Here is a 22841-nt window from a genome sequence, read left to right as displayed (position 1 = left end):
TCCGCCTGGCGGGCGGCCCCGCGTCAGAGTCCCGGCACCACCGCGACCGCGACCGCGTCGGGGTTCCGGCGCGTCAGCCGGCCGTTGACGGCGAAGCGCAGTCCCGCGGCTGCCCGCCGGGGCACTGCGCCCTCCGCGCCTCGTGCCACGTAGTCGGGCGGAAGAAGGCGATGCTGTCGTGCTCGGGCTCGTGGTCCCTCCAGGCCCGGTCCTCCCGGGCCAGGGGCCGCCCGTCGGTACGCCGAGAGCTCGCGCCGTCGAACACGCTCTAGCTGTATTGACCCGCAGGGTTGTTTACGCGGCTGATGGGCGGGTGTCCGCCCAGGGCGGTGTGGCAGCGGTGGTGGTTGTAGGTGTGGAGGAAGTCTGCCAGGGCTGCTGTCCGCTCGTCGTTTGAGGTGTAGGGCCGCAGGTAGGCCCATTCGTCGAGCAGGGTGCGGTTGAAGCGTTCGACTTTGCCGTTGGTCTGGGGCCGGTAGGCGCGGGTGAGTTTGCCGCTCGCGCCGAGGTGGGCCAGGACGGTTTTCCAGGCCAGGCCCTTGCGGTAGGCCCAGGCGTTGTCGGTCAGGACCCGTTCGATGCGGGTGATGCCGTGGTGGTGGAAGAACGCGGCCGCGCGGGTGAGGAACCCCGCGCAGGTCGCGACCTTCTCGTCGGGGTGGATCTCGCTGTAGGCCAGGCGGGAGTGGTCGTCGACCGCGGAATGGACGTAGTCGAAGCCCATCCCGTTGCGGGTGGCACGGCCGGCCTGCCGGCCCAGGGCCTTGTGGCCGCCGCCGTCGGGGATTCGGCCGAGCTTCTTCACATCGACATGGATCAGCTCGCCGGGCTTCTCGCGTTCGTAGCGGCGGATCAGGGTGCCGGTGGGACGGTCCATGAACGAGAGCCGGTTCAGACCGTGCCGGGTCAGGATTCGGTGGACGGTCGAGGCGGGCAGGCCAAGGACCGGGCCGATCCGGGCGGGGCCCAGCTTGCGGGCCCGCCGCAGGTCGCAGACCCTCGCTTCGACCTCGGCCGAGGTCCGGTGCGGGGTCGTGCGAGGTCGGCTGGAGCGGTCGTGCAACCCGGCCGGGCCGTCGTCCCGCCACCGGCGCACCCACTTGTGTGCGGTGGCCCGAGATATGCCCATCTCGGCGGCCACGTGCGCGACCGGGCGGCCCGAAGCGACCCGCTCGACCAGCAGGCGCCTACCGAAGACGGTCAGCCGGGCATTACGGTGGGACACGAAGACCTCCGTTGTGCAATGGGTTCCTAGACAGCTCCCACCACACCGGAGGTCTTCGTCATGTTCAAGACCCACCGAGTGTCAACAACGCTCGTGATCAATACATCTAGCGGCCGAGGAGCGAGCCCAGTGTGATGCCGTACCGGCTGCGCAGCCGCCGTACCTCCCACAGGGACAGCGCGGTGACCGACACCGGGCCGCCGAGCATGAACGCCCAGAGCACCTCGGGCGGCGCGGACACGTCCGGGCCGTCGAAGAGCTGGAAGCCGAAGAGGGACCACACCAGCAGCGGGGACAGCAGCGCCGGCATCAGCTCGTGCACGTCCCCCGTGCGGAAGCAGCCGTTCAGTCCGATGACCAGGGCGGCCAGGGTGAAGAGCACGGCCGCGACGAGAAGGACGGCGCAGACGAGCGTCGCGACGACGAAGAGCAGGAAGATCAGCAGGCCGGTGAAGACGCGGCCCAGGAAGCTGCCGAAGAGCCCGAAGGTGATGTCGTGCGGGCCCACGTCCGAGGGCGAGACGATGTCGCCGCCCAGGGCCGCCGTCATCAGCCAGATCACGCCGACCCCGAGGGCCGGCGCTCCGAGCGCCAGCAGTGGGCCGCCCAGCCGGCGCGCGTAGACGCGCCCCAGGGGTGCGCGGGCCAGCGCGATGCACAGGCCGACGCCGAGGGCGCCGGCCACCACGACGATGGCGCAGCCGATCAGCAGTTCCTCCAGCTTGCCGAGCACGAAGTCCTGGCGCCCCTCTCGCAGGGGATAGGCCAGCAGCAGCCATGCCACGGCCACCAGCCCCAGGACCGTGCGGCCGCGCTGCATCCAGGCGATGACCGGGTCCTCGATGCGGTCCGGGCGGTAGGGGCCGGCGAGCGCCCGGGCCGCCGCTATGGGACTGGGTACGGAGGCGGCGTGCGCGTTCAGGCGCTGACGCGTGATCAATTGAGCTCTCCGGAAGGTGTCATGTGTGACAGGCGTACCCGCGCACTATTATCGTCTCTCCGACGATAATAGTGCATCCTGGACCGGGCCGCGGCGGCCGTCGAGGACGGTGAGCAGCACCGGCAGGTCGGGGAGTTCGGTGGCCGGGTGTCGTGAGCAGCTCCGGGGCCGCCCGGCCCGCCCCGGAGCGCGCGGGCGCCCATCGAGGCCCACGGCATCGATCACATCCCCGACGCGGAGACGCCACGGCCGCCCCCGCGACCTCTTCGCCGTCTGGGCCGCGGCGAACGTGAACCACCTCAGCCTGGTCGTCGGCGGCGCCCTCGTCCTCATGGGACTCGGCCTCTGGCAGGCCATCGCCGTGACCGTGGTGGGCAACCTCTTCTGGCTGCTCACCGGGCTGCTGGCCATCTCGGGCCCGGCCTCCGGCACCCCCAGCGAGGTGATCACCCGGGCGATGTACGGCGTCCTCGGCAAGACGAGACCGCCCACAGCCCCTACCGGTACACCGCGGGCGTCAACCCGGCGGGGGCCCTCGCCCTCTGCGCGGGGGCGGGCGCGGCGGCCCTCTGCGTCGACACCCTCTACACGGGCCCCGTCGCGGGCCTCCTGGGCGGCGCGGACCTCTCCCTGCCCGTCGGCATGGCGGTGTCGGCCACCCTGTACGCCGTCACCATGCGCAACTCGCCCACCGTACGCACGGCCCGGGCCCTCGCCCCGACGGCGTAGCCGTCACGGGCGTCGGCCTCGAACCGGGGGAACGGCGCGCGCCGGACCGCTCGGCACGGGGATCCGCTCCGGAGTGAAGCCCGGCACGCTCCGGCGTGCCGCCGCTCGCACACGGCCGCTCGCCGTTTCGCCGGGGGAGCACTCCGCCGTCCGGCCCATCAAGGAGGCCGGCCGCGACGCCGAAGAGGATCAAGCGGAGTCGTCCCACCCCCGCCTTCCGGTACGCCCCGCGCCCCCACGCCGCCCCGCCGACGGCGGTCCCGCGAACCCCGGCCGCCGAGGCCCGGAGGAGATCCCGCATGCGCGTCCCCCTGCCCCTGACCGCCGTCGCCACCGCCGCGATCCTGCTCACCACGGTCACCGGCGCGACCCCCGCCGCAGCAGACCACAGCCCCGACGGCGGACCCCTGACCAAGGTGTCCGGCGGCGACCCGTACGCGGACTGCACCATCGGCGCGCAGTCCCCCGACAGCGTCGTCTACCCGGGCACCGAGGTCGAGCCCTACCTGTCCGTCGACCCCCGCGACCCGAAGCGCGTGGTCACCGTGTTCCAGCAGGACCGCTGGAACGACGGCGGCGCCCGTGGCCTGGTCGCCTCCTGGTCCACGGACGGCCGCACCTTCCACACCAGCACCCTGCCGTTCAGCCTGTGCGCCCCGGGCGGCGCGGACTACGAACGGGCAACGGACCCCTGGGTGAGCACCGGACCGGACGGCACGGTCTACGCCGGCGGGGAGGGCGTCGACTTCACGAAGAGCACGCGCACCGCCCTCCTCGCCGCGACCTCCCGCGACGGCGGCCGCACCTGGCAGAACCTCACCACCACGCACGTCGACGCGCAGCCCTTCTTCAACGACAAGCCCACCCTCACGGCCGACCCGATCCGCAAGGGCACCGCCTACCAGGTCTGGAACCGCCTCGACAACGACCCGCCCGGCCCGGGTTCCCTCGACGGTCCGGGCTACATCTCCCTCACCCGCGACGGCGGCCGCACCTGGAGCGAGGCCCGGCCGTTCGTCGAGACCAGCGGCGTGCCCAACACCCAGACCATCGGCCACCAGATCGTCGTCGACCGGCACACCGGCACCCTGTACGACTTCTTCGACCGGATCACCTACACCGACGACCTGAGCACCGTCGCCGAAGCCCGCTACGAGATGGTCACCTCGACCGACGCCGGGAGGACCTGGAGCGCCCCGGTCACGGTGGCCCGCGACACCTCCGTACCGGAGGTCGACCCGAACGACCCCGCCAAGATGCTGCGCGCCGGATCCACCCTGCCCAGCCCGGCCATCGACCCGAGGACGGGCGCCCTGTACATGGCCTACGAGGGCGCGGACTTCTCCGGCGGCAGCTTCGACTCCGTCCAGCTGGTGCGCTCCACCGACGGCGGCCGCACCTGGGGGAGCCCGGAGCAGATCAGCCCGGAGGGCGTGCCCGGCTTCTCCCCGTCGATCGCCGTCGACGAGCGGGGCACGGTCGCGCTCACCTACTACGACCTGCGCTTCCTCAAGCCCGGCGACACCACCACCCTGCCCACCGCCTACCAACTGGCCACACTGCCGCACGGAGACCCGGGGCTGCGCAGCGAACGCCGTATCTCGCGGATCTTCGACTGGCTGCAGGCCCCGTTCGCCGGGGGCTACTTCCTCGGCGACTACCAGGGCCTGGTCGCCGACGGCAAGGGAGTCCGGGCGGTGCTGACCGAGACCCACTCCGACGCACCACAGAACCGCACGGACGTGTACACCGGCACCTTCCGCACCTCGTGACCGGGCGCGGCGGCGCGGCGCCAGGAGTGTGACGCAGCTCTCCGGAAAAGGGTGACACCACGCTGTCGCACACGGCTGTGAGCATGGGCGACATGATGATCACAGACGAGGACCTCCGCACCGAGACCCTGGCGTTCAACGAGCGGTTCGAGACCACCGCCGCGAGCCGGCCGCAGCGCGCCGGAACACCCGATGCGACCCTGCTGGCCGGCCTGCGGCGCAACCGCCTCGGCGGCGACACGCCGCCGGTGAGACTGCCGCAGGGCCAGGACCGCATCCTCGACTGCGAGGTGAAGGTACGGGTCTTCAGGCCGGACCACATCGACGGCGTCTACCTCCACATCCACGGCGGAGGCTGGATGTTCGGCTCCGCGGACGGGCAGGACGAGAGGCTGTGGCGGCTCGCCGAGCGGGCACGGCTGGCCGTGGTGAGCGTGGAGTACCGCCTCGCACCCGAACACCCCTTCCCAGCGGGGCCCGACGACTGCGAAGCGGCCGCCCGATGGCTGGTGGAGCACGCCGCGGCCGAGTTCGGCACCGAACGGCTCCTGATCGGCGGCGAGTCGGCCGGCGCCCACCTCAGCGTGGTCACGCTGCTGCGCCTGCGCGACCGCCACGGCATCACCGGCGCGTTCCGGGCGGCCCACCTGCTGTTCGGCCCCTACGACCTGTCGATGACACCGAGCCAGCGGTCCTTCGGCTCCAGGGCGTTGCTGAGCAACACCGACACGCTGCGGTGGACCTACGAGCAGTGCACGCCCGGCATGGCGGCGGAGCAGCGCCGCGATCCCGAGGTCTCGCCGATGTACGCCGACCTCACCGGCCTGCCGCCGGCCCGGTTCGTCGTCGGCACCGAGGATCCGCTCATGGACGACTCGGTGTTCCTGGCCGGGCGGTGGCGGGCGGCGGGCGCGCCCGCGCGACTCGAAGTCGTCGCGGGCGCCATGCACGGCTTCACCCTGTTCCCGCTGACCGTCACCGAGCGCCAACTGCGCCGCGAGCAGGACTTCCTGGCCGCCGCGGGACGGTAGCGTCGTGGGTATGAACCGCACGGTCCGGCTCTACGCCCTGGTGGAGGAACTGCGCGCGGTGGCGCCGCGACCGCTGACGGTCGCTGCGCTCGCCGCGCGGTTCGAGGTGAGCACGCGCACGGTCCAGCGCGACCTGCAGGCGCTGATGGAGACCGGCGTCCCGGTACGCACCACCACCGGGCGGGGCGGGGGCTGGTCGATCGACCGGGAGATGACCCTGCCCCCGATCCACTTCACCGCCGACGAGGCCTCGGCACTGGCCGTGGCCCTCGCCGCGGCCGATGCCGGCGCCCCGTACGCCGGTGCGGCCCGTACGGCAGCCCAGAAGATCGCGGCCTCGATGACCGGTCCCGCCTCGGCGGCGGCGCAGCGGCTCGCCGCACGGATCGTGGCGCAGCCCGCGCCGGCCGACTCCACGGTCCGCGCCGCGGTGGAACGGGCCCTCACCACGGACACGGTCCTGCGGCTGTCCTACACGGACGCGGCGGGCCGCGGGAGCGAGCGCACGGTGGAACCGGCCGGACTGCTCACCGCCGAGGGCCGGTGGTACCTCATCGCCTGGTGCCGCACACGACGGGCCGGCCGGGGCTTCCGGCTGGACCGCATCACGGCAGCGGCCGCCACCACCGAGCCGGCCCAGCCCCACGACCTGACCGAACTGCTCCGCGGCTCGGCCGCATCCGACGCGGAGCGCCCCACCGCACTGGCCCCCCTCGCACCCCGCCCCGGTCAACCGCGGCCGTCACCCCGGTGACCCGTGGGGTACTGGCACCGATCCTGTCCCGTCGGCTACGTTATGCGGCTATGACTACCGGGACGGCCCTGCGCCACACACGGATCGGTGACCCGGCGCTGCTCTGAGCGCCGTACGGGCCGGTGCCGGCCCACAGTCGGACCGCGGATCCGGCGCTGCCGCGCGGGCTCCGCCTCCTGTCGTGTTGACCACCGCTCGATACGTCAACCACGACAGGAGAACACATGCCCACCAAGATGCTGCACGTTCCCACCGCCGACGGCCAGGCCGACGCCTTCGTCGCCTTTCCCGACCGTGGCGAGCGGCACCCAGGGGTTCTGATGTACCCGGACGGCTTCGGCATCCGGCCCGTGGTGCGGGAGATGGCCCGCGAACTGGCAGGGCACGGCTACTACGTGCTCGTCCCCAACCCCTTCTACCGGCACGGCCCGGCCCCGGTGATCGAGCTTCCCGAGTACATCGGAGAAGAGGACCGGCCCGCCGTCTTCGCCCGGCTGATGCCCCTGATCGAGGAGCACACCGCGGAGCGTGCCCTGAAAGACGCCGACGCCTACCTCGGGTTCCTCACCACCCGGCCCGAGGTCGCCGCCGGACCGGTGGCGGTGACCGGCTACTGCATCGGCGGCCTTCTGGCGACGCGGACCGCCGCGGCCCACCCCGGCCAGGTGGCCGCCGTCGCCGCGTTCCACGCCCCCGTGGGGGCGGACGGGCCCGACTCCCTCGCGGCGATCACGGCCCAGGTGTACTTCGGCCACGCCGCGAGCGACCTGACGCCCGAGTCCCTCGGCGAGCTCAACCGGGCCCTGGACGCGGCGGGCGTCGACCACACCTCCGAGATCTACCCCGGCACCGTGCACGGGTTCACCATGTCCGACACCGACGCCTTCGACCCGGCCGCTCTGGAGCGCCACTGGGACCGTCTGCTCACCCTCCTCGACCGCACACTGACCGGCGCTGAGCACGTGTCGGCGGCCCGCCGCCGGGGCGATGCCGTCACGCCTGACGCCTGACGCCTGACGCCTGACGGCGGACGCCGGATCGTCCGCGGACGCCGAGGAGGCCGCGATGAAACGGGCCCTGTCCGGGCGGGCCGCGGCCGCGCAACAGCCGCCGTTCCACGGCCGGTCGATTCCCGTTCGAGGAGTTCTCGCTCGTGCCCTGCCAATGTCGGGGCTCCAGGCTCCACTGGGGACGAAAGGACAAAGGGAAATGACCAAGTCAGGGCGCAGGTTCGGCATCACCGCCGTGGTGGGCGCGGTCGTCGCCGCGATGATCACTTTCACGGGGCTGCAGGGAGCCAGCGCACAGGACCAAGGGCGGCGTGGCTGGGACCACTTCGGGTTCGGCGTGCCGTGGGAGGGGTCCTACGGCTACTCGCAGGCGATCAGAGCCGGGGACACGGTCTACATCTCGGGCCAGCTGTCGCACGACGCGGCCGGGAACCTGGTGGGCGTCGGCGACTTCGAGAAGCAGGTGCGCACGTCGTTCGACAACCTGGACAAGGTGCTCGCGCACTACCGGATCCCGCGCAGCCAGATCGTCAGCATGAAGATCTACACCAAGGACCTGCGCAAGAACTTCGACACGGCCGCGCGGCTGCACAAGGAGTACAACGGCAACCACCGCACGACCGACACCATCCTCGGCGTCACGGACCTCGCGTTCCCCGACCAGCTGGTGGAGATCGAGGCCGTCGCACTGGTGTCGCCGCGCTCCTGACCGAGCGGGCCGCGCGGCTACCGCCGCGCGGCCGCTCAGCGCGTCGCGGCGGTGCGACCGCTCCGGCGCCGCCCGCCCGATGACGCCGCACCACCGCTCCGGGGCCTACGATCGGTCGCCGGGGGTGGTGACACGCGATGTGGCCGTGGCGCAGGCGAAGGAACCGGGCGACCGCCGAGACGGAGCCCGGCTTTCGACCGGCCCGCCCGCAGGCGCCGGAGTGGGAACCGGAGACGGACCCGTGGCAGGACCGGCTGAACCGCTCCTGCGAGGCACGCGCCGTCCGGCAGTGGTGGGCGGACGCCGCCGAGCAGACCGAGCGGCTCGGCGAGGACGGCTACGGCGAGCGGCTGGGCGAACTGCTCTCCCGGCTGTCGCCACGGGACTTCGCGGCGCTGGGCTTCGGCTGCACCCGCCGCATCGACCGCGCCTGCCGGGAGCCCCGGACCTGCTCACAGGACCCGGCCCCGCCGCCCGCGAGCGGGGACCGGATCCGGCGCCACGGCCCGGTGGCCGGCGCCTGCAGCGGCTTCTGGGACTGCTACAGCCCGTTCGCGGTACGTGCCGCCTTCACCGCCGACGACCGCCACCTGGCGGTGACCGTCCAAGGACAGTGGTCCACGGTGATGCTGTGGGTGGACGGGATCAGGGTGGAGGCGCCTAACTTCCTCGACGAGACCGGCTACTGGGTGGACGACCGCTTCTACGTCACGGAGATGGCCGCCCCGGACGACCACCCCCTCCAGGGACACGTCGGCATGGGGGCGATCGCGGTCCTCTCGCTGGTGATCCACGACGCCGCCACGGCCACCACCCACGTCCTGGACCCCGAACCGCACGAGAACTGGTCCTGCCCGGTCGCGGCGCTCCGCGACGGGCAATGGCGCCTCTACCCGACCCTGGAGGCCCGCGACGCCGACCACCCCGACCGCACCCTCACCCTCCCGTAGCCCCCTGCCGGGGCCGGCCGTTCACACGGTGCGGACCTGCGGGATCACCGGTCGCCGGGGGTACCCAGGGCGTCCCCGCCGGAGGTCCAGGCGACCCCGAGCCGCTGACGGACCAGCAGCGCCTCCTTGTCCTCCAGCTCCCGTAGCCGCCGGTCGAGGCCGAGCGCGTCGGGGCCGGTCAACGGGGGCTCGCGGCGGGGCGCACGACGATCTCGTTCACGTCGACCTCCGAGGGCTGGGCCAGGGCGTAGGCGACGGCCCCCGCGATCGCCGAGGCGGGCAGCGCCACGGCGCGGTAGGCCTTCATCGCCTCCCGGGCCACGGGGTCGGTGATGGTGTCGGCGAGCTCGGACTCGGTGACGCCCGGGGACACGAGGGTGACCCGGATGCCGCCCGCGGACTCCTGACGCAGGCCTTCGGAGATCGCGCGGACGGCGAACTTGGTGGCGCAGTACACGGCGGCGGTGGGGGAGACCTCGTAGGCGCCCACGGAGGCGATGTTCACGATGTGCCCGCCGCCCCGGGCGCGCATCGGGGGCAGGGCGGCGGCGATGCCGTGCAGGACGCCCCGGACGTTCACGTCGAGCATGCGGTCCCAGTCCTCGGTCCGCAGTGCGCCGAGCGGGGACAGCGGCATCAGGCCCGCGTTGTTCACCAGGGCGTCGAGGCGGCCGTAGGAGCCGAGCGCCGCGTCCACGAAGGCGCGGGTGTCCTCCGCGTCCGTGACGTCCAGCCTGCGGAACGAGGCCTCCCCGCCCGCCTCGGTGATCTCCGCCGCAATCCGTTCGAGCCGGTCCGTCCGGCGCGCGCCGAGCAGGACGCGGTACCCGTCCGCTGCCAGACGGCGTGCGACGGCTTCGCCGATGCCACTGCTGGCGCCGGTGACGGCCACGGCCCGGGTGACGGTGGTGGTGTCTGTCATTCCTGTTCCTTCCGGATAAGTCCCGTACGGAGCAACGGAGTCGAGGGGCCGGAGGGCTCGTACGGGGTCGTGTTCCCGGAGTCTGCTGCGGCGGCCGGGGGCCGGGCCAGGACGGTCCGTGCCGGGGTACGGCGCACCCAGGCTCGCCGCACGGGCCCGGTCTAGCCTGGGGAGATGAGCAGCAACGACCTCGGTGACTTCCTCCGGGCCCGCCGCGCACGGCTGACGCCGGGTGACGTGGGGCTCCCCTCCCACGGCCGCCGCAGGGTGGCGGGGCTGCGCCGGGAGGAGGTGGCGGTCCTCGCCGGGATGAACGGCGACTACTACGCCCGCCTGGAACAGGGCCGCGAGCGCGGCCCCTCGGCGCAGATCCTCGACGCGATCGGGGCCGCCCTGCGCCTGGACCGCGAGGGGCTCGCCCACCTGTACCGGCTGGCGGACGGCGGGCCGCGGCGCGACCGGGCACGGCCGCGGGAGACGGTCGCGCCCCAGCTGCGCCGCCTGCTGGACGGCTGCCCGCACACCCCCGCGTTCGTCCTCAACCCGGCGCTGGACCTGCTGGCCGCCAACGCCCTCGCCGAGGCGCTCTTCTCGCCGTTCCGGACCGCCGACAACCTCGCCCTCATGACCTTCCTCGATCCCGCCGGGCGCGCCTTCCACGCGCGATGGCACCGGGCGGCCGGGGCGGTCGCCGCCGAGCTGCGCCACGCGGCCGGTCTCGAACCGCACTACCCGCGCCTGCGCGAGGTGCTGGACGTCCTGCTCGCGGAGAGCGAGGAGTTCGCCGCGCTGTGGCCGGCGCATACCGTCGGCGGCAAGACCCACGAGGCGAAGGAGCTCGTCCACCCCGAGGTCGGCCCCCTCTCGCTCGCGTACCAGTCCTTCGACGTACGCGGAGCCCCGGGCCAGCAGCTCGTGATCTACCACGCGGAACCGGACAGTCCCAGCGACCGGGGCCTCGCCCTGCTCGGCAGCCTCCACGCCACACGCACAGGCCACGCGCCGCCGCGCACCGGGGCACCGCTGACCTGAGCCGGACGGCCCGCACGGGACGGCCCGACCGGGCGGTGCACGCGGGGGCAAGGGGCCGGGCGCGCTGGGTCAACTCGCCCCGGCCGGACGGATCTACGTTCGAGGAGTGCCGGTCACCCCGGCCGGGTGGCCGGACCCCACGACCGTTGCGGTCCCTCCACCCCGTTCAGCGAGAGGACGTTCCCGTGTTCGACATCACCCAGGTGCACGCCGCCCCCAGCGCCGACCTGCTCACCCCCGACAACTGCGTCATGCTCTTCATCGACCACCAGCCGCAGATGTTCTTCGGCACCGGCAGCGGTGACCGCGGCGCCATCATCAACAGCACGGTCGGCCTCGCCAAGGCGGCCCGGGCCTTCGACGTGCCCGCCGTCCTGACCACGGTCGCCGCCGAGTCCTTCTCCGGCCCCCTCCTGCCCCGGCTCGCCGCCGTGTTCCCGGAGCAGAAGCCCGTGGACCGCACCAGCATGAACGCCTGGGAGGACGATGCGCTGGTCGAGGCGGTCCGTGCCACCGGCCGCCGGAAGATCGTCCTGTCCGGCCTGTGGACCGAGGTCTGCCTCGTCCTGCCCGCCCTGTCCGCCCTGGAACAGGGCTACGAGGTGTACGTCGTCACCGACGCCTCCGGCGGCGTGAGCCCCGCCGCCCACGAGCACGCCCTCCAGCGGATGATCGCCGCCGGCGCGGTGCCGGTCACCTGGGTGCAGGTCCTGCTGGAGCTCCAGCGCGACTGGGCCCGCCAGGAGACCTACGGCGCCGTCATGGACATCGTCAAGGAGCACGCGGGGGCCTACGGCCTCGGCGTGGTGTACGCGCAGTCCGTCATCGGCGCGCACGCGGCCGGCTGACCTCCTTGGACGCCGGACTCCTCATCCTGCGGCTGCTGGTGGGCCTGCTCATCGCCGGCCACGGAGTACAGAAGATCAGCACGCACCTCGGCGGCAAGGGCCTCGACGGGGGCACCCGGGAGTTCCGGGCCGACGGGTTCCGCGGCGGGGCCCTGACCGCCCTCGCCGCCGGCGGCGGCCAGATCGGCTCCGGACTGCTGCTGGCCGCCGGACTGCTGACCCCGCTCGCCGCGACCGGGGCCATCGGGGTCATGACGGTGGCCCTCACCGTGAAGTGGCCGAACGGGCTGTGGGTGCAGAACGACGGCTACGAGTACCCCCTCGTGCTGATCGGCACCGCCGCCGCCCTCACCGCGACCGGCCCCGGGGCCTGGTCCCTCGACCGGGCGCTGGGCCTGACCCCCCACCCCGTGTGGTGGACGGCCCCCGTGCTCGCCGCCGGCCTCGGCAGCGGGCTCCTCGCCCGGCTCGCCCTGCACCGCGCCCCGGCCGCCTGACCGGCCCGCCTCACAAACGCACGACCCTTCACCAACAGGAGTACACACATGCCGTACATCAAGGTCGCCGAGGGCAACTCCGCGCCCGTCGAGCTCTACTACGAGGACCACGGCACCGGCCGGCCCGTCGTGCTGATCCACGGCTGGCCGCTCAACGGCGCGTCCTGGGAGAAGCAGACGGCCGCGCTGCTCGCCGCCGGGAACCGGGTCATCACCTACGACCGGCGCGGCTTCGGCCGCTCCGACCAGCCGTCCGACGGCTACGACTACGACACCTTCGCCGCCGACCTGAACCAGCTGCTGACCACCCTCGACCTGCGCGACGCCGTCCTGGTCGGCTTCTCCATGGGCACGGGCGAGGTGACCCGCTACCTCGGCACCCACGGCTCCGAGCGGATTGCCAAGGCCGTCATGATCGGTGTGGTCCCGCCCTTCCTCCTGAAGACCGACGACAACCCGGCCGGTGTCGACGGCGTGGTATTCAAGGGCATCGAGGAGGCCATCCGCGCCGACCGGTTCGCGTTCATGACCGACTTCCTCGCCGACTTCTACAACGTGGACGTCCTCGGCGGCGACCGGATCAGCGCGCAGGCGGTGCAGGCGAGCTGGAACGTCGCCGTCGGCGCCTCCGCCAAGGGCACCCTCGACTGCGTCCGGGCCTGGCTGACGGACTTCCGCGAGGACCTGCCCCGCATCGACGTGCCCACGCTCATCGTGCACGGCGACGCCGACCGCACCCTGCCCATCGACTCCACCGCGATCCCGCTCGCGCGGCTGATCTCCGGCGCCGAGCTGAAGGTGATCCCCGGCGGCCCGCACGGCCTGCTGTGGACGCACGCCGCCGAGGTCAACTCCGCCCTGCTCGCCTTCCTGGGCTGAGCGGGCCCCTGCCCCGGCGTGCCGGTGGCCCTCTCCCGCCCGGGAGCGGCCACCGGCACGATCCTGGGCCCCGTCCGCTCACCTCATCCCATCCCACCCGATGACGAACGAAGGAGTCCCCATGCCGAACCGACCGGTGCTGGAAGGCGCCGCCCAGGCCTTCGCCGACGCCACCGCGAAGCCGCCCTTCCTCTACGAGATCCCCGTCGCCGAAGGCCGCAAGGCCGTGGACGGCGTACAGAGCGGGGAGGGCTTCGCCCTGCCGCCCGTGGACGACGAGTGGACCGTCGTACCCGGCGGCCCCACCGGCGAGGTCCGCACCCGGATCGTCCGCCCGCGCGGCGCCACCGGAACGCTGCCCGTGATCCTCTACATCCACGGCGCCGGCTGGGTGTTCGGCGACGCCCACACCCACGACCGCCTGGTGCGCGAACTCGCCGTCGGCGCGCACGCCGCCGTGGTCTTCCCCGAGTACGACCGCTCGCCCGAGGCCCGCTACCCCGTCGCCATCGAACAGAGCTACGCGGTCGCCCGCTGGATCACCGCCGAGGGCGCGGCCCACGACCTCGACCCCGCCCGGATCGCCGTCGCCGGTGACTCCGTCGGCGGCAACATGAGCGCCGCACTGACCCTGATGGCCAAGGAACGCGGCGACGTGCGTCTGCTCGCGCAGGTGCTCTTCTACCCCGTCACCGACGCCTCCTTCGACACCGCCTCCTACGAGGACTTCGCCGAGGGCTACTTCCTGCGCCGCGACGCCATGCGCTGGTTCTGGGACCAGTACACGACCGACGAGACCGAGCGCGCCCAGGTCACCGCCTCACCGCTGCGCGCCACCACCGAACAGCTCACCGGCCTGCCGCCCGCGCTCGTCATCACCGCCGAGGCCGACGTCCTGCGCGACGAGGGCGAGGCGTACGCCGCCCGCCTCCGGGAGGCCGGCGTCCCGGTCACCGCACTGCGCGCCCTGGGCACCATCCACGACTTCGTGATGCTCGACGCGCTGCGCGACACCCGGGCCGCCCGCCTGGCCCTGCGGCTCGCCACCGACACCCTGCGGGAGGCCCTGGCATGAGGGCCACCGCCGGCATGCCGGTGGCCGGCATAGCCTCGTCCCCGGAGCAGCACCCTGGCACCGCGGACCTCGTGGTCCGCAACGCCAAGGTGTTCACCGGGGACCCCGGCCGCCCCGCGGCCGGGGCCGTGGCCGTCCGCGACGGCCGGATCCTGGCCCTGGGGGACGACCACGACCTCGCCGGGCTCGTCGGCCCCGCCACCCGCGTGGTCGACGCGCTCGGCCGCCGGGTGGTCCCCGGCCTGAACGACTCGCACCTGCACGTCATCCGCGGCGGCCTGAACTACGTGCTGGAACTGCGCTGGGACGGGGTCCGCAGCCTGCGCCGCGCCCTGGCCATGCTGCGCGAGCAGGCCGGCCGCACGCCCAAGGGGCAGTGGATCCGCGTCGTCGGCGGCTGGACCCCCGAACAGTTCGCCGAGCGCCGCATGCCGACGGTCGCCGAGCTGAACGCGGCGGCCCCCGACACCCCGGTCTTCGTCCTGCACCTGTACCAGTCGGCCCTCATGAACCGGGCCGCCGTCCGCGCCGCCGGGTTCACCCGGGACACCCCCGACCCGCGCGGCGGGCAGATCGTCCGCGGCCGGGACGGGGAACCGACCGGGGTGCTGCTGGCGGCGCCCGGCGCCCTCGTGCTCTACTCCACCCTCGCACGGGCCCCGCGGCTGGACGAGGCCGACCGGCGCACCTCGACCGTCCACTTCCTGCGGGAGCTCAACCGGTTCGGCCTCACCTCGGCGCTCGACGCCGCCGGCGGCTTCCAGAACTTCCCCGAGGACTACGCCACCGTCGTCGACCTGGCCCGCACCGGCGAACTGTCCCTGCGCATCTCCTACTACCTCTTCCCGCAGACGGCCGGCCAGGAGCTGGCCGACCTGCGCCGCTGGACGCAGACCGTCCGGCCCGGAGACGGGGACGAGTGGCTGCGCCTGGCCGGCGCGGGCGAGAACCTCACCTGGGCGGCAGCCGACTTCGAGAACTTCGCCGAGCCGCGGCCCGATCTCGCCGACGACTACGAGGCCGAGTTCGAGCAGGCGGTGCGGCTGCTGATGGAGAACGGCTGGGGCTTTCGGCTGCACGCCACCTACGACGAGACCATCCGCCGTGATCTGGCGGTCTTCGAGAAGCTCGCCGCCGAGGGACTCTTCCCCGCCGGGAACCGCTGGCTCTTCGACCACGCCGAGACGGTACGCGACGACAGCCTCGACCGGATCGCCGCCCTCGGCGGCTCGCTGTCCGTACAGAACCGGATGTCCTTCCAGGGCGGCGTCTTCCTCGACCGCTACGGCGCCGCGGCCGCCTCCCGTACGCCGCCGGTGCGCGCCATGCTCGACCGGGGGCTGACGGTGGCCGCGGGGACGGACGCCACGCGGGTGTCCTCGTACAACCCGTGGGTGGCGCTGCACTGGCTGGTGACCGGGCGCACGGTCGGCGGGACGGCGCTGCGCCCGCCCGCGGAGCTGCTCGACCGGCAGGAGGCGCTCGGCCTGTACACCCGGGGCGGGGCCCGGCTGACCGGCGAGGAGGACGTCAAGGGCGTACTGCGCGAGGGCTGTTACGCGGACCTCGCCGTGCTCTCACAGGACTACCTCACCGTGCCCGAGGAGGTCATCCCGGACATCGAATCGGTGCTCACGGTGGTCGGCGGGCGCATCGTGCACGCCGCGGCCGAGTACGCGGGCCTGGAGGAGGCCGCACCGCCGGTCTCCCCGGCGTGGAGCCCGGTGGCCCACTTCGGCGGATACGCCCGCAGCGACGGCGCCGGTCAGGCCGACGCCGTGGCCGAGTTCGTGGCCGAGTCCGAACGGCACCGCGCCTGGCGGGCCGCCCGATCCGGTGCCGGGCCCGCGCCGGGTCCGGCGTACCCCGTCGACCCGTGCCTGTCGCACTGAACGAGGAGGACGAGCAGATGAGCACCGACCCCGCCGCCGACGCCCCCGGACCCGCTCCCGGGGCGGGGCGCCGCTTCGAGCCGGACCTGCGGGCGATGACCCGGATCACCCTGCGGCCCATCGCCTCGCCGATGCCCCTGGGCTTCTTCACGGTGGCCATCGCCTCCGTGATGACGGGCTGCCTGCAACTGGGCCTCCTGGGGCCCGCCGACCGGCGGGCCGTGGCACTGTGCGTCCTGCCCGCCTTCGCCCTGCAACTCCTCGTCAGCGCACTGGCCTTCGGGGCCCGTGACGTGATCGCGGCCACCCTGATGGGCACCTTCGCCGGCAGCTGGCTCGCGTACGCCCTCGTGATGGGCAGCGGCGCGCACGGCGGGCCCCGGGTGCTCGGCGTGTTCAACCTGGCGTTCCTGTGTTTCGGGGCGCTCATGGCGGCCGTGACGCGGCCCAAGCGGGCCCTGTGGCTGGTCCTGGTGGTCTCCCTGCCCCGCTGGGCGGCCACCGGCCTGGGCGGTCTCACCGGCGCCGCATGGCTGACGCACACGGCGGGGGCCCTGGGGATCGTGGTGGCGCTCGTAGCCACGTACGCGGCGTTCGCGCTGATGCTGGAGGACATGCGCGGCGAGGAGGTGCTGCCGATCGGCCGCAGCGGACCGGCACACCACGCCGTGGAGGGCGACCTCGCCGTGCAACTGCGCAACATCGAGCGGCAGGCGGGCGTACGCCGCACCCTGTGACCCGCCGCGCCCCGACCGGGTCCCGGCCGGTCAGGCGAGGTCCTGGCCGGCCGCGCCGCCCCCGGCGGCCCCGGCCTGCCGGAGGCCGGCGGCGGCCTGCCAGTCGCGCGGCGCCATGCCGTAGGCGGCGCGGAAGGCACGGCTGAAGTGCGAGGGACTGACGAACCCCCAGCGCTGGGCGACGGCCGCGACCGTCGGAGCCGCCGGGGCCGGACGGGCCAGCTCCCGGCGGCAGCGCTCCAGCCGTTCGCGCAGGATCCAGCGCCCCACCGTCGTGCCCTCGGCGCGGAAGAGCTTGTGCAGGTAGCGCACCGACACGTGGTGGTCCGCCGCGATCCGCTCCGGGCACAGAGCGGGGTCGCCCAGGTGCCGCAGGACGTACTCCCGGACGCGGGCCAGCATGCCCCGTACGTGCTCCGGCGCCTGCGGATCCAACCGGCCCCGCCGCTCGCGGACCAGTACGGCCAGCAGGTCGGTGGTGGTCAGGGCGAGCTGGTGGGCGGTGTACGGGTCGAGCCCGGCGGCCTGCTCGGCGAGCCGGTGCAGGAACCCGGCCACCAGCGCGGACGTTCCCGACGTCCCGCTGAACAGGGTGCCGGTGGCCGCCCGCAGATCACCGTCCGAGACGCCCAGGGCCTGCTTGGGCACCCGGAAGGCGGTGAAGCGGAAGGCCTCCGGCTGCTCGCGCAGGTAGGGCCGTCCGGCGTCCGAGCAGGTGAAGGACCCCGGCCGGACCAGGGCCTGCCGGCCGTCCTGGGTGAGCCGGGCGCTTCCCCGGTGCTGGAGGGTGACGGTCACGTACTCCCCGCCGCCCTGGGCGATCCGGCGCGTACTGCGGTCCACCGTCTGCGGCCCGGCCTCCACCACGGAGATCTGGAGCGGGCCGAGCCACCGGCTGGTGATCGTCCCGGCCGAGGGCACCGGCTCGTGCAGGCGGACGTCGAGCGGGACGAAGGTACCGGACACCAGGTCGTGCCAGTAGTCGGCGCGTTCGCCGGGCGCCAGCGGCAGGATGGACTGTACGACGGACATGTGAGGGGCTCCGATTGCGGTGCGGTCGTTCCGCTCCCACTCTCGGGCCGGCCGCCGACGTGGCCATCCGTCACATGACGTACGTCGTCGACGCCTCAGTCGCCCGGTTCCTGCTCGACGACGTCGCGCAGCTGGCTGCGCGCGGACACGCCGAGGACGGGGAAGGCCTGGTAGAGGTGGGTACCCACGGTGCGCGGCGAGAGGAACAGCCGCTCACCGATCTCCCGGTTGGTCAGACCCTGGGCGGCGAGGCGGACGATCCGCTGCCGCTGCGGGGTCAAGGAGCGCAGGGCGCTGTGCCGGGCCGACTCCACGGCGACGCCCGCCGCCCGCAGTTCGGCCTCGGCGCGGGCCGCCCAGGACCCGGCCCCGAGCCCCTCGAAGATCTCGCGGGCCTTCGTCAGCGCCGCACGGGCGTCGGCGATCTGCCGCTGCCTGCGCAGCCATTCGCCGTACTCCAGCCACACCTGGCCGCGCTCGAAGGGCCAGCGCCCGCCCGCGTGGTCCTCCAGCGCCTCCCGGAAGTACGGCCCGGCGTCGGCCGGTCCGGCGAGCAGCGCCGAGGCGCGCAGCAGGATCTGGCGCAACCGCGCCGAGGCCCCGTCCCCGACCTCGGCATGGACGCGGGCGAGCACGGTACGGGCCTCCTCGGCCTGGCCGGTGAGCACGGCGGCGGCCACGAGGTCGCCGACTCCGTAGCAGGACAGGTGGTAGTGCAGCGGCGCCCCCGATCCGTCGTACAGGGACCGCAGGTGGCGGTGGGCCGCGACGTGGTCGCCGAGGGCGGTGGCCGCCAGCCCGGCGGCCCGGTGGGCGCGGGCGACGGTGGCGAGCGCGCAGGCCGGCCCGGTGACCGCGAGGACGGCCGCCGCGTGGCGCAGGGCCGTCTCGGGCGTACCGGTGAGGGCGCACACGGTGGCGAGCGCGGCCAGGGCGCGGGCGGGCCCGAGGGTGTGCCGGCCCGCGAGGAACCGGTCGGCGAGCCGCTCGACACCGAGGCGGGCGTCGGCCCACCGGCCGGCGTCGAGGTTCGCGAAGGCCAGGTCGGCGGCGGTGGTGCCGGCGTGGAAGTCGGCCGAGTCCTCCCACTGCGGATTGACCAGTTCGCCCAGCAGACCGACGGCCGTCTCCGTCTCGTCGAGCAGCAGGCACAGGACGCCCAGCGTGTGCCGTTCGGTGGGGAGCAGGCCGGGGGCGGCGGTGACGGCGGGCAGCAGGGCGCGGATCGCCCCGCCGTGGACGAACGGGTCCGTGCACCCGGTGTCCCACAGGTGGAAGGGGTGGGCCGCCATTCCGTCGTCGTCGGCGCGCGCCGCGAGCATGGGCCGGATCCGCTCCCGCTGGGCGGGGATCCCCGAGTGGTAGGCGATACCGGTGGCGATCGTGGACACGCCCGCGTCGATCTGCGCCGAGCCGGGCAGTTCGTCGGGCACCACCAGCGCGAAGGCGCGTTCCATCCGCAGGGTCAGCATCGAGACGAGGCCGCTGAGCGCCGATATCCAGCGCAGCGCGTCCGGGCCCACTTCGAGGCGGGAGGCCTCGGCGGCGAGGACCTCGGCCCGGTCGGTGTCACCCGCGACGACGGCCGCGTAGGCCGCGGTCGACAGCAGCCGGGTCCGCTCGGTCGCGACGGGGTTCAGCTGCGCGGAGCGTACGAGTCCGGCCACGGTCTCGGCGACGGCGCCCCGGTTGAGGGCGCGCATGGCGGTGCCCTCCAGCTCGCCCGAGACCGCCGGGTCGGGGGCGACCGTGGCGGCGGACAGCTGCCAGGCCCGCCGGTCGGGATCGGCTCCGAGGACGGCCGCCAGCGCCAGGTGGGCGCGGCGCCGCTCGGCGAACGGGGCGGAGCCGTAGATGGCGGAACGGATCAGGGGGTGGCGGAAGCTGATCCGGTCGGCCTGGAGGCGCACCAGCCCGGCGCGCTCGGCGGGCAGCCACACGTCCGTGTCGGGGCCGGACGGCAGCGCGGCGAGGACATCGGCGAGGGCGGCGCCCTCGGCGGCGGCGGCGATCACCAGCGCCGCGCGGGTGGCTGCCGGCAGTTCGTCGACCTGGGCGGCGAAGGTCCGCTCCAGCAGATCGGTGACCGGTACGGGTCCCGTGGCGGGCAGCCCGCCGTCGCGGGCGGCGGTACGCGCCAGCTCGACCAGGGCCAGCGGGTTGCCGGCGGCCGCGTCGAGGAGATGGCGGCGGGCCGGGCCGACGGGTGCGTCGGGCTGGGCGGCGAGGAGTTCCTCCGCCTCCGCGGGCGGGAGCGGGGGCACGACCAGCTGCGGGACGGCCGCGTCGAGCCAGTAGGGGCGGCAGCCGCGGGCGGCGACGATCAGGCCGATCGACTCGCCGTCCAGGCGCCGGGCGAGGAAGCCGAGCACCTGGCAGCTGCCGGGGTCGAGCCACTGGGCGTCGTCCACGGCCAGCAGCAGCCGGGCGGTGGAGGCGGTCTGGGAGGTGAGGGTGAGCACGGCCAGGCTCATCATCATCAGGTCGGGCGGGGTCGGATCGTCGCCGAGGCCGAACGCCGCCAGCAGCGCGGCCCGCTGACGGGGCGGCAACCCGTCGACGCCGCCCAGGACGGGCAGCAGCAACTGGTGCAGGCCGGCGAAGGCGAGTTCGGCCTCGGCGGCGTTGCCCCGTACGCGCAGCACCTGGGCGCCCGCCCGGGCGGCCTCCTCGACGGCGGTGTCCAGGAGCAGGGTCTTGCCCACCCCGGGCTCCCCGAGGAGCAGCACCGACGACACCGTGCGCGATGAGAGGGCTTCGGCGATGAACGCCCGTTCGTCCTGACGTCCGATCACCACTGAACTCCTGGAACCCTTTTGTGCGGAAGTACGGCCGGAGCATAGTCGGCGCCGGTCCATTGACGAATTCGCGAGGATCGTCGGCCGGACGCGCACGGCACGGCAGATCTTCCGGGACGCAGGTGGAACCCGGCCACCCTCAAGTACTGAGGGCGTCGTCCTGGTGGAGGGCGGTGCGGACGCTCGTGATGACCACGGCGATCAGCGAGAGGGCGATGACGGTCTCGGCCCACAGGAAGGCGAACCAGTCCACCACGCAGCCGATCGGGGGCGTGCAGGGGGCGGTGTTGCGGAACGCCGCGAGGGCGAACAGCGTGGCGGCCATCCAGGCCAGGGCGGGCCACACCAGGCCCTCGCTGCGGGTGGTCAGGTACCAGGCGCCGATGAGAACGGACGCCGCCAGCGCCCACATCACGGTTGAGATCGGCCACGGGGGCGGGCCCCTCCTCCTCGCCGAGGGACCCGCGCGGGGTGACCCGGGCCCGCAGCACCAGCTCCCTGGCCGCGGCGTCGACGCGTTGGACGGTGGCCTCCACCTCCACCCGGCGGAGGACGGCCGCACTGCGATCCTCGTCGACCGCACCGGCGATCCACCGCAACCGGGCGGGTGTGTCGGTGGCGACCGGCATGGGAGCGGTGGCAGAGGGCGGTGCAGGCCCCCTTCCGGCCGGGCCGCGGGTCGGGCAGGATGCCCGTCGCACCGGGGCGTTCCTCCCGGGGGGCCGGCACCGAGAGGGAGGCTGTGTGTCAGCAGGGGACCAGGGGATGCTCCGGGACGCCTTCTACCGCGATCCGTACCCGCACTACGCACGCGCCCGCCGCGCCGACGGGCTGACCTGGATACCCGAGGCAGAGGCCTGGCTGGTCGCACGGGACGGCGACGTACGGGAAGTGTTGCGCCGTGCCGAGGACTTCTCCTCCGCCAACGCCCTGCTGCCGGACGTCCCCGTGTCCGAGGCCGCCCTCGTGGTCCTCGCCCGGGGTTTCGGGCCGCGCCCGACCGTGGTCTCCTCCGACGGCGCCGCCCACCGGCGCTATCGGACCCCGCTGAACCAAGGGCTGAACCCAGGCCGGGTCGAAGCGGTGCTGCCGTACGCCCGCGAGCAGGCGCGCGAGCTGGTGGACGCCTTCGCCTCCGACGGCTCCGCCGAGCTGGTGGGGGCGTACGCCCGGCGGCTGCCCGGTGTGGTCATCGGGCGGCTCATCGGACTGGATCCGGCCGACGTCCCCACTGCCGTGCACGGGGGCTACCGGGCGGAGGAGCTGCTGTTCCGGCCCCTGTCCCCGTCCGGACAGGCAGCCGCCGCCGAGGACGTCGTCGCACTCCAGGTCCTGCTCGACGGCTACGTGCGCGACCGCCGCGCCCGCCCCCGCGAGGACCTCTGCTCGGACCTGGTGGCGGCCCTCGCCCCCGGGGAAGGGGAGCTGACGCTCGAACAGCGCCACGAGCTGGTCGCCAACCTGCAGAACCTGCTGATCGCGGGCTTCCTGACGACGAGCGCGCTGATCTCCACCGCGCTGCTGCACCTGCTGGGCGACCGGGAGCAGTGGTCGCTGCTGTGCGCGGACCCGCTGCTGGCCGAGGCCGCCGTGGAGGAATGCGCCCGCTTCGACACGGCGATCCAGGCCTTCAGACGGGTCACGACGCGGCCTGTGACGCTGGCCGGTACGCGGCTGCCCGCGGGAGCCGCCGTGCTCGTGGCCTACGCCTCGGCCAACCGCGACGAGCAGCGCCACGCGGACGCGGACCGCTTCGACATCCGGCGCCCCGTGGACCGGCGCCACCTCGCCTTCGGCCACGGCCCGCACACCTGCCCGGGCGCCCGCCTGGCACGCGCGCAACTGCGCGTGACGCTGGAACTGTTCGCCCGCCTGCTGCCGGACCTGCGGCTGGACGGACGCCGTCCGCCGCCGTCGATGCGTCCGACCCTCATCCACCGTTCACCGCAGACCCTGTACGCGACCTGGTGAGACCGCTGGCCCGCGAAGCCGGCGACCACGGGTCCCCC

21 protein-coding genes and 1 pseudogene are annotated in these 22841 nt (G+C 73.9%); 15 read left to right on the top strand and 7 right to left on the bottom strand.

What is annotated here, in order from left to right; all coding sequences use genetic code 11:
• Positions 1-268: 268 nt before the first annotated feature.
• The gene (locus SLAV_RS02565) at positions 269-1225 is read right to left on the bottom strand and encodes an IS481 family transposase (RefSeq protein ID WP_100660760.1); all 957 of its coding nucleotides are present in this window, start codon (positions 1223-1225) and stop codon (positions 269-271) included.
• 106 nt (positions 1226-1331) lie between these two features.
• Positions 1332-2165 carry a hypothetical protein gene (locus SLAV_RS02560; RefSeq protein WP_030226416.1) on the bottom strand — a complete coding sequence of 278 codons (834 nt, stop codon included), beginning with the start codon at positions 2163-2165 and terminating at the stop codon, positions 1332-1334.
• A 201-nt stretch (positions 2166-2366) separates the two neighbouring features.
• Here SLAV_RS02560 and SLAV_RS02555 point away from each other — a divergent pair.
• From SLAV_RS02555 to SLAV_RS02525, 7 genes and pseudogenes are all read left to right on the top strand, one after another.
• Positions 2367-2640, top strand: a pseudogene (locus tag SLAV_RS02555) (cytosine permease); the annotation flags it as partial.
• 553 nt (positions 2641-3193) lie between these two features.
• On the top strand, positions 3194-4666 hold the full coding sequence (locus tag SLAV_RS02550) for a sialidase family protein (RefSeq protein WP_037686400.1): 1473 nt from the start codon (positions 3194-3196) through the stop codon (positions 4664-4666).
• Between the two features lie 92 nt (positions 4667-4758).
• Positions 4759-5697, top strand: coding sequence for an alpha/beta hydrolase (locus tag SLAV_RS02545; protein ID WP_030226422.1), 939 nt, complete (start codon positions 4759-4761; stop codon positions 5695-5697).
• Between the two features lie 10 nt (positions 5698-5707).
• Positions 5708-6451, top strand: coding sequence for a helix-turn-helix transcriptional regulator (locus SLAV_RS02540; RefSeq protein ID WP_037686402.1), 744 nt, complete (start codon positions 5708-5710; stop codon positions 6449-6451).
• A gap of 224 nt (positions 6452-6675) precedes the next feature.
• Positions 6676-7461 carry a dienelactone hydrolase family protein gene (locus tag SLAV_RS02535; protein ID WP_051840368.1) on the top strand — a complete coding sequence of 262 codons (786 nt, stop codon included), beginning with the start codon at positions 6676-6678 and terminating at the stop codon, positions 7459-7461.
• 199 nt (positions 7462-7660) lie between these two features.
• Positions 7661-8170, top strand: coding sequence for a RidA family protein (locus SLAV_RS02530; RefSeq protein ID WP_234333425.1), 510 nt, complete (start codon positions 7661-7663; stop codon positions 8168-8170).
• 137 nt (positions 8171-8307) lie between these two features.
• Positions 8308-9120 carry a hypothetical protein gene (locus SLAV_RS02525; protein ID WP_051840370.1) on the top strand — a complete coding sequence of 271 codons (813 nt, stop codon included), beginning with the start codon at positions 8308-8310 and terminating at the stop codon, positions 9118-9120.
• 44 nt (positions 9121-9164) lie between these two features.
• Here SLAV_RS02525 and SLAV_RS40795 read toward each other — a convergent pair whose 3' ends face one another.
• Together SLAV_RS40795 and SLAV_RS02520 are read right to left on the bottom strand one after the other, a co-directional pair.
• Complete coding sequence (locus tag SLAV_RS40795) at positions 9165-9302, bottom strand: hypothetical protein (RefSeq protein WP_158740480.1); 138 nt, start codon at positions 9300-9302, stop codon at positions 9165-9167.
• Positions 9299-10042 (bottom strand): SDR family oxidoreductase, encoded by a 744-nt coding sequence (locus SLAV_RS02520; protein ID WP_030226432.1) that lies wholly within the window; start codon positions 10040-10042, stop codon positions 9299-9301. The genes SLAV_RS40795 and SLAV_RS02520 overlap by 4 nt, the downstream gene beginning before the upstream one ends.
• Before the next feature lie 174 nt (positions 10043-10216).
• Here SLAV_RS02520 and SLAV_RS02515 point away from each other — a divergent pair, with 174 nt between their 5' ends.
• From SLAV_RS02515 to SLAV_RS02485, 7 genes are all read left to right on the top strand, one after another.
• On the top strand, positions 10217-11074 hold the full coding sequence (locus tag SLAV_RS02515; RefSeq protein WP_030226434.1) for a helix-turn-helix transcriptional regulator: 858 nt from the start codon (positions 10217-10219) through the stop codon (positions 11072-11074).
• A gap of 185 nt (positions 11075-11259) precedes the next feature.
• Positions 11260-11922, top strand: coding sequence for a hydrolase (locus SLAV_RS02510; RefSeq protein WP_030226436.1), 663 nt, complete (start codon positions 11260-11262; stop codon positions 11920-11922).
• 5 nt (positions 11923-11927) lie between these two features.
• The gene (locus tag SLAV_RS02505; RefSeq protein WP_030226438.1) at positions 11928-12419 is read left to right on the top strand and encodes a DoxX family protein; all 492 of its coding nucleotides are present in this window, start codon (positions 11928-11930) and stop codon (positions 12417-12419) included.
• Between the two features lie 48 nt (positions 12420-12467).
• Positions 12468-13298 (top strand): alpha/beta fold hydrolase, encoded by an 831-nt coding sequence (locus tag SLAV_RS02500; RefSeq protein WP_030226439.1) that lies wholly within the window; start codon positions 12468-12470, stop codon positions 13296-13298.
• 121 nt (positions 13299-13419) lie between these two features.
• Positions 13420-14373, top strand: coding sequence for an alpha/beta hydrolase (locus SLAV_RS02495; protein ID WP_030226441.1), 954 nt, complete (start codon positions 13420-13422; stop codon positions 14371-14373).
• On the top strand, positions 14370-16265 hold the full coding sequence (locus SLAV_RS02490) for an amidohydrolase (protein ID WP_037686405.1): 1896 nt from the start codon (positions 14370-14372) through the stop codon (positions 16263-16265). Before SLAV_RS02495 ends, SLAV_RS02490 begins: the two co-directional genes overlap by 4 nt.
• Before the next feature lie 17 nt (positions 16266-16282).
• A complete protein-coding gene (locus SLAV_RS02485; RefSeq protein WP_030226445.1) occupies positions 16283-17002 on the top strand; it encodes a GPR1/FUN34/YaaH family transporter in 720 nt (239 codons plus the stop codon).
• A gap of 30 nt (positions 17003-17032) precedes the next feature.
• Here SLAV_RS02485 and SLAV_RS02480 read toward each other — a convergent pair whose 3' ends face one another.
• The 3 genes from SLAV_RS02480 to SLAV_RS02470 form a co-directional block, all read right to left on the bottom strand.
• Positions 17033-18034 carry an AraC-like ligand-binding domain-containing protein gene (locus SLAV_RS02480; protein WP_030226447.1) on the bottom strand — a complete coding sequence of 334 codons (1002 nt, stop codon included), beginning with the start codon at positions 18032-18034 and terminating at the stop codon, positions 17033-17035.
• A 95-nt stretch (positions 18035-18129) separates the two neighbouring features.
• The gene (locus SLAV_RS02475) at positions 18130-20829 is read right to left on the bottom strand and encodes an AAA family ATPase (RefSeq protein WP_037686442.1); all 2700 of its coding nucleotides are present in this window, start codon (positions 20827-20829) and stop codon (positions 18130-18132) included.
• 142 nt (positions 20830-20971) lie between these two features.
• Positions 20972-21244 (bottom strand): DUF8686 domain-containing protein, encoded by a 273-nt coding sequence (locus SLAV_RS02470; protein ID WP_051840374.1) that lies wholly within the window; start codon positions 21242-21244, stop codon positions 20972-20974.
• 353 nt (positions 21245-21597) lie between these two features.
• Between SLAV_RS02470 and SLAV_RS02465 the strand changes: the two genes are divergently transcribed.
• Positions 21598-22803, top strand: a complete 1206-nt coding sequence (locus tag SLAV_RS02465; RefSeq protein ID WP_030226452.1) for a cytochrome P450 — start codon at positions 21598-21600, stop codon at positions 22801-22803.
• Positions 22804-22841: the final 38 nt, after the last annotated feature.

The sequence above is a fragment of the Streptomyces lavendulae subsp. lavendulae genome, assembly GCF_002803845.1.
Taxonomy (GTDB): domain Bacteria; phylum Actinomycetota; class Actinomycetes; order Streptomycetales; family Streptomycetaceae; genus Streptomyces; species Streptomyces lavendulae.
The sequence above is the reverse complement of the archived record's forward strand: the minus strand, read 5'-3'. Positions and strand labels throughout refer to the sequence as shown.

Excerpts from the sequence above, each read along its gene's own strand:
- SLAV_RS02530 (WP_234333425.1), top strand. The coding sequence starts at position 7,661 with ATGACCAAGTCAGGGCGCAGGTTCGGCATCACCGCCGTGGTGGGCGCG.
- SLAV_RS02545 (WP_030226422.1), top strand. The coding sequence starts at position 4,759 with ATGATGATCACAGACGAGGACCTCCGCACCGAGACCCTGGCGTTCAAC.
- SLAV_RS02525 (WP_051840370.1), top strand. The coding sequence starts at position 8,308 with ATGTGGCCGTGGCGCAGGCGAAGGAACCGGGCGACCGCCGAGACGGAG.
- SLAV_RS02485 (WP_030226445.1), top strand. The coding sequence starts at position 16,283 with ATGAGCACCGACCCCGCCGCCGACGCCCCCGGACCCGCTCCCGGGGCG.
- SLAV_RS02540 (WP_037686402.1), top strand. The coding sequence starts at position 5,708 with ATGAACCGCACGGTCCGGCTCTACGCCCTGGTGGAGGAACTGCGCGCG.
- SLAV_RS02535 (WP_051840368.1), top strand. The coding sequence starts at position 6,676 with ATGCCCACCAAGATGCTGCACGTTCCCACCGCCGACGGCCAGGCCGAC.
- SLAV_RS02495 (WP_030226441.1), top strand. The coding sequence starts at position 13,420 with ATGCCGAACCGACCGGTGCTGGAAGGCGCCGCCCAGGCCTTCGCCGAC.
- SLAV_RS02465 (WP_030226452.1), top strand. The coding sequence starts at position 21,598 with ATGCTCCGGGACGCCTTCTACCGCGATCCGTACCCGCACTACGCACGC.
- SLAV_RS02480 (WP_030226447.1), bottom strand. The coding sequence starts at position 18,034 with ATGTCCGTCGTACAGTCCATCCTGCCGCTGGCGCCCGGCGAACGCGCC.
- SLAV_RS02500 (WP_030226439.1), top strand. The coding sequence starts at position 12,468 with ATGCCGTACATCAAGGTCGCCGAGGGCAACTCCGCGCCCGTCGAGCTC.
- SLAV_RS02515 (WP_030226434.1), top strand. The coding sequence starts at position 10,217 with ATGAGCAGCAACGACCTCGGTGACTTCCTCCGGGCCCGCCGCGCACGG.
- SLAV_RS02550 (WP_037686400.1), top strand. The coding sequence starts at position 3,194 with ATGCGCGTCCCCCTGCCCCTGACCGCCGTCGCCACCGCCGCGATCCTG.
- SLAV_RS02490 (WP_037686405.1), top strand. The coding sequence starts at position 14,370 with ATGAGGGCCACCGCCGGCATGCCGGTGGCCGGCATAGCCTCGTCCCCG.
- SLAV_RS02470 (WP_051840374.1), bottom strand. The coding sequence starts at position 21,244 with ATGTGGGCGCTGGCGGCGTCCGTTCTCATCGGCGCCTGGTACCTGACC.
- SLAV_RS02520 (WP_030226432.1), bottom strand. The coding sequence starts at position 10,042 with ATGACAGACACCACCACCGTCACCCGGGCCGTGGCCGTCACCGGCGCC.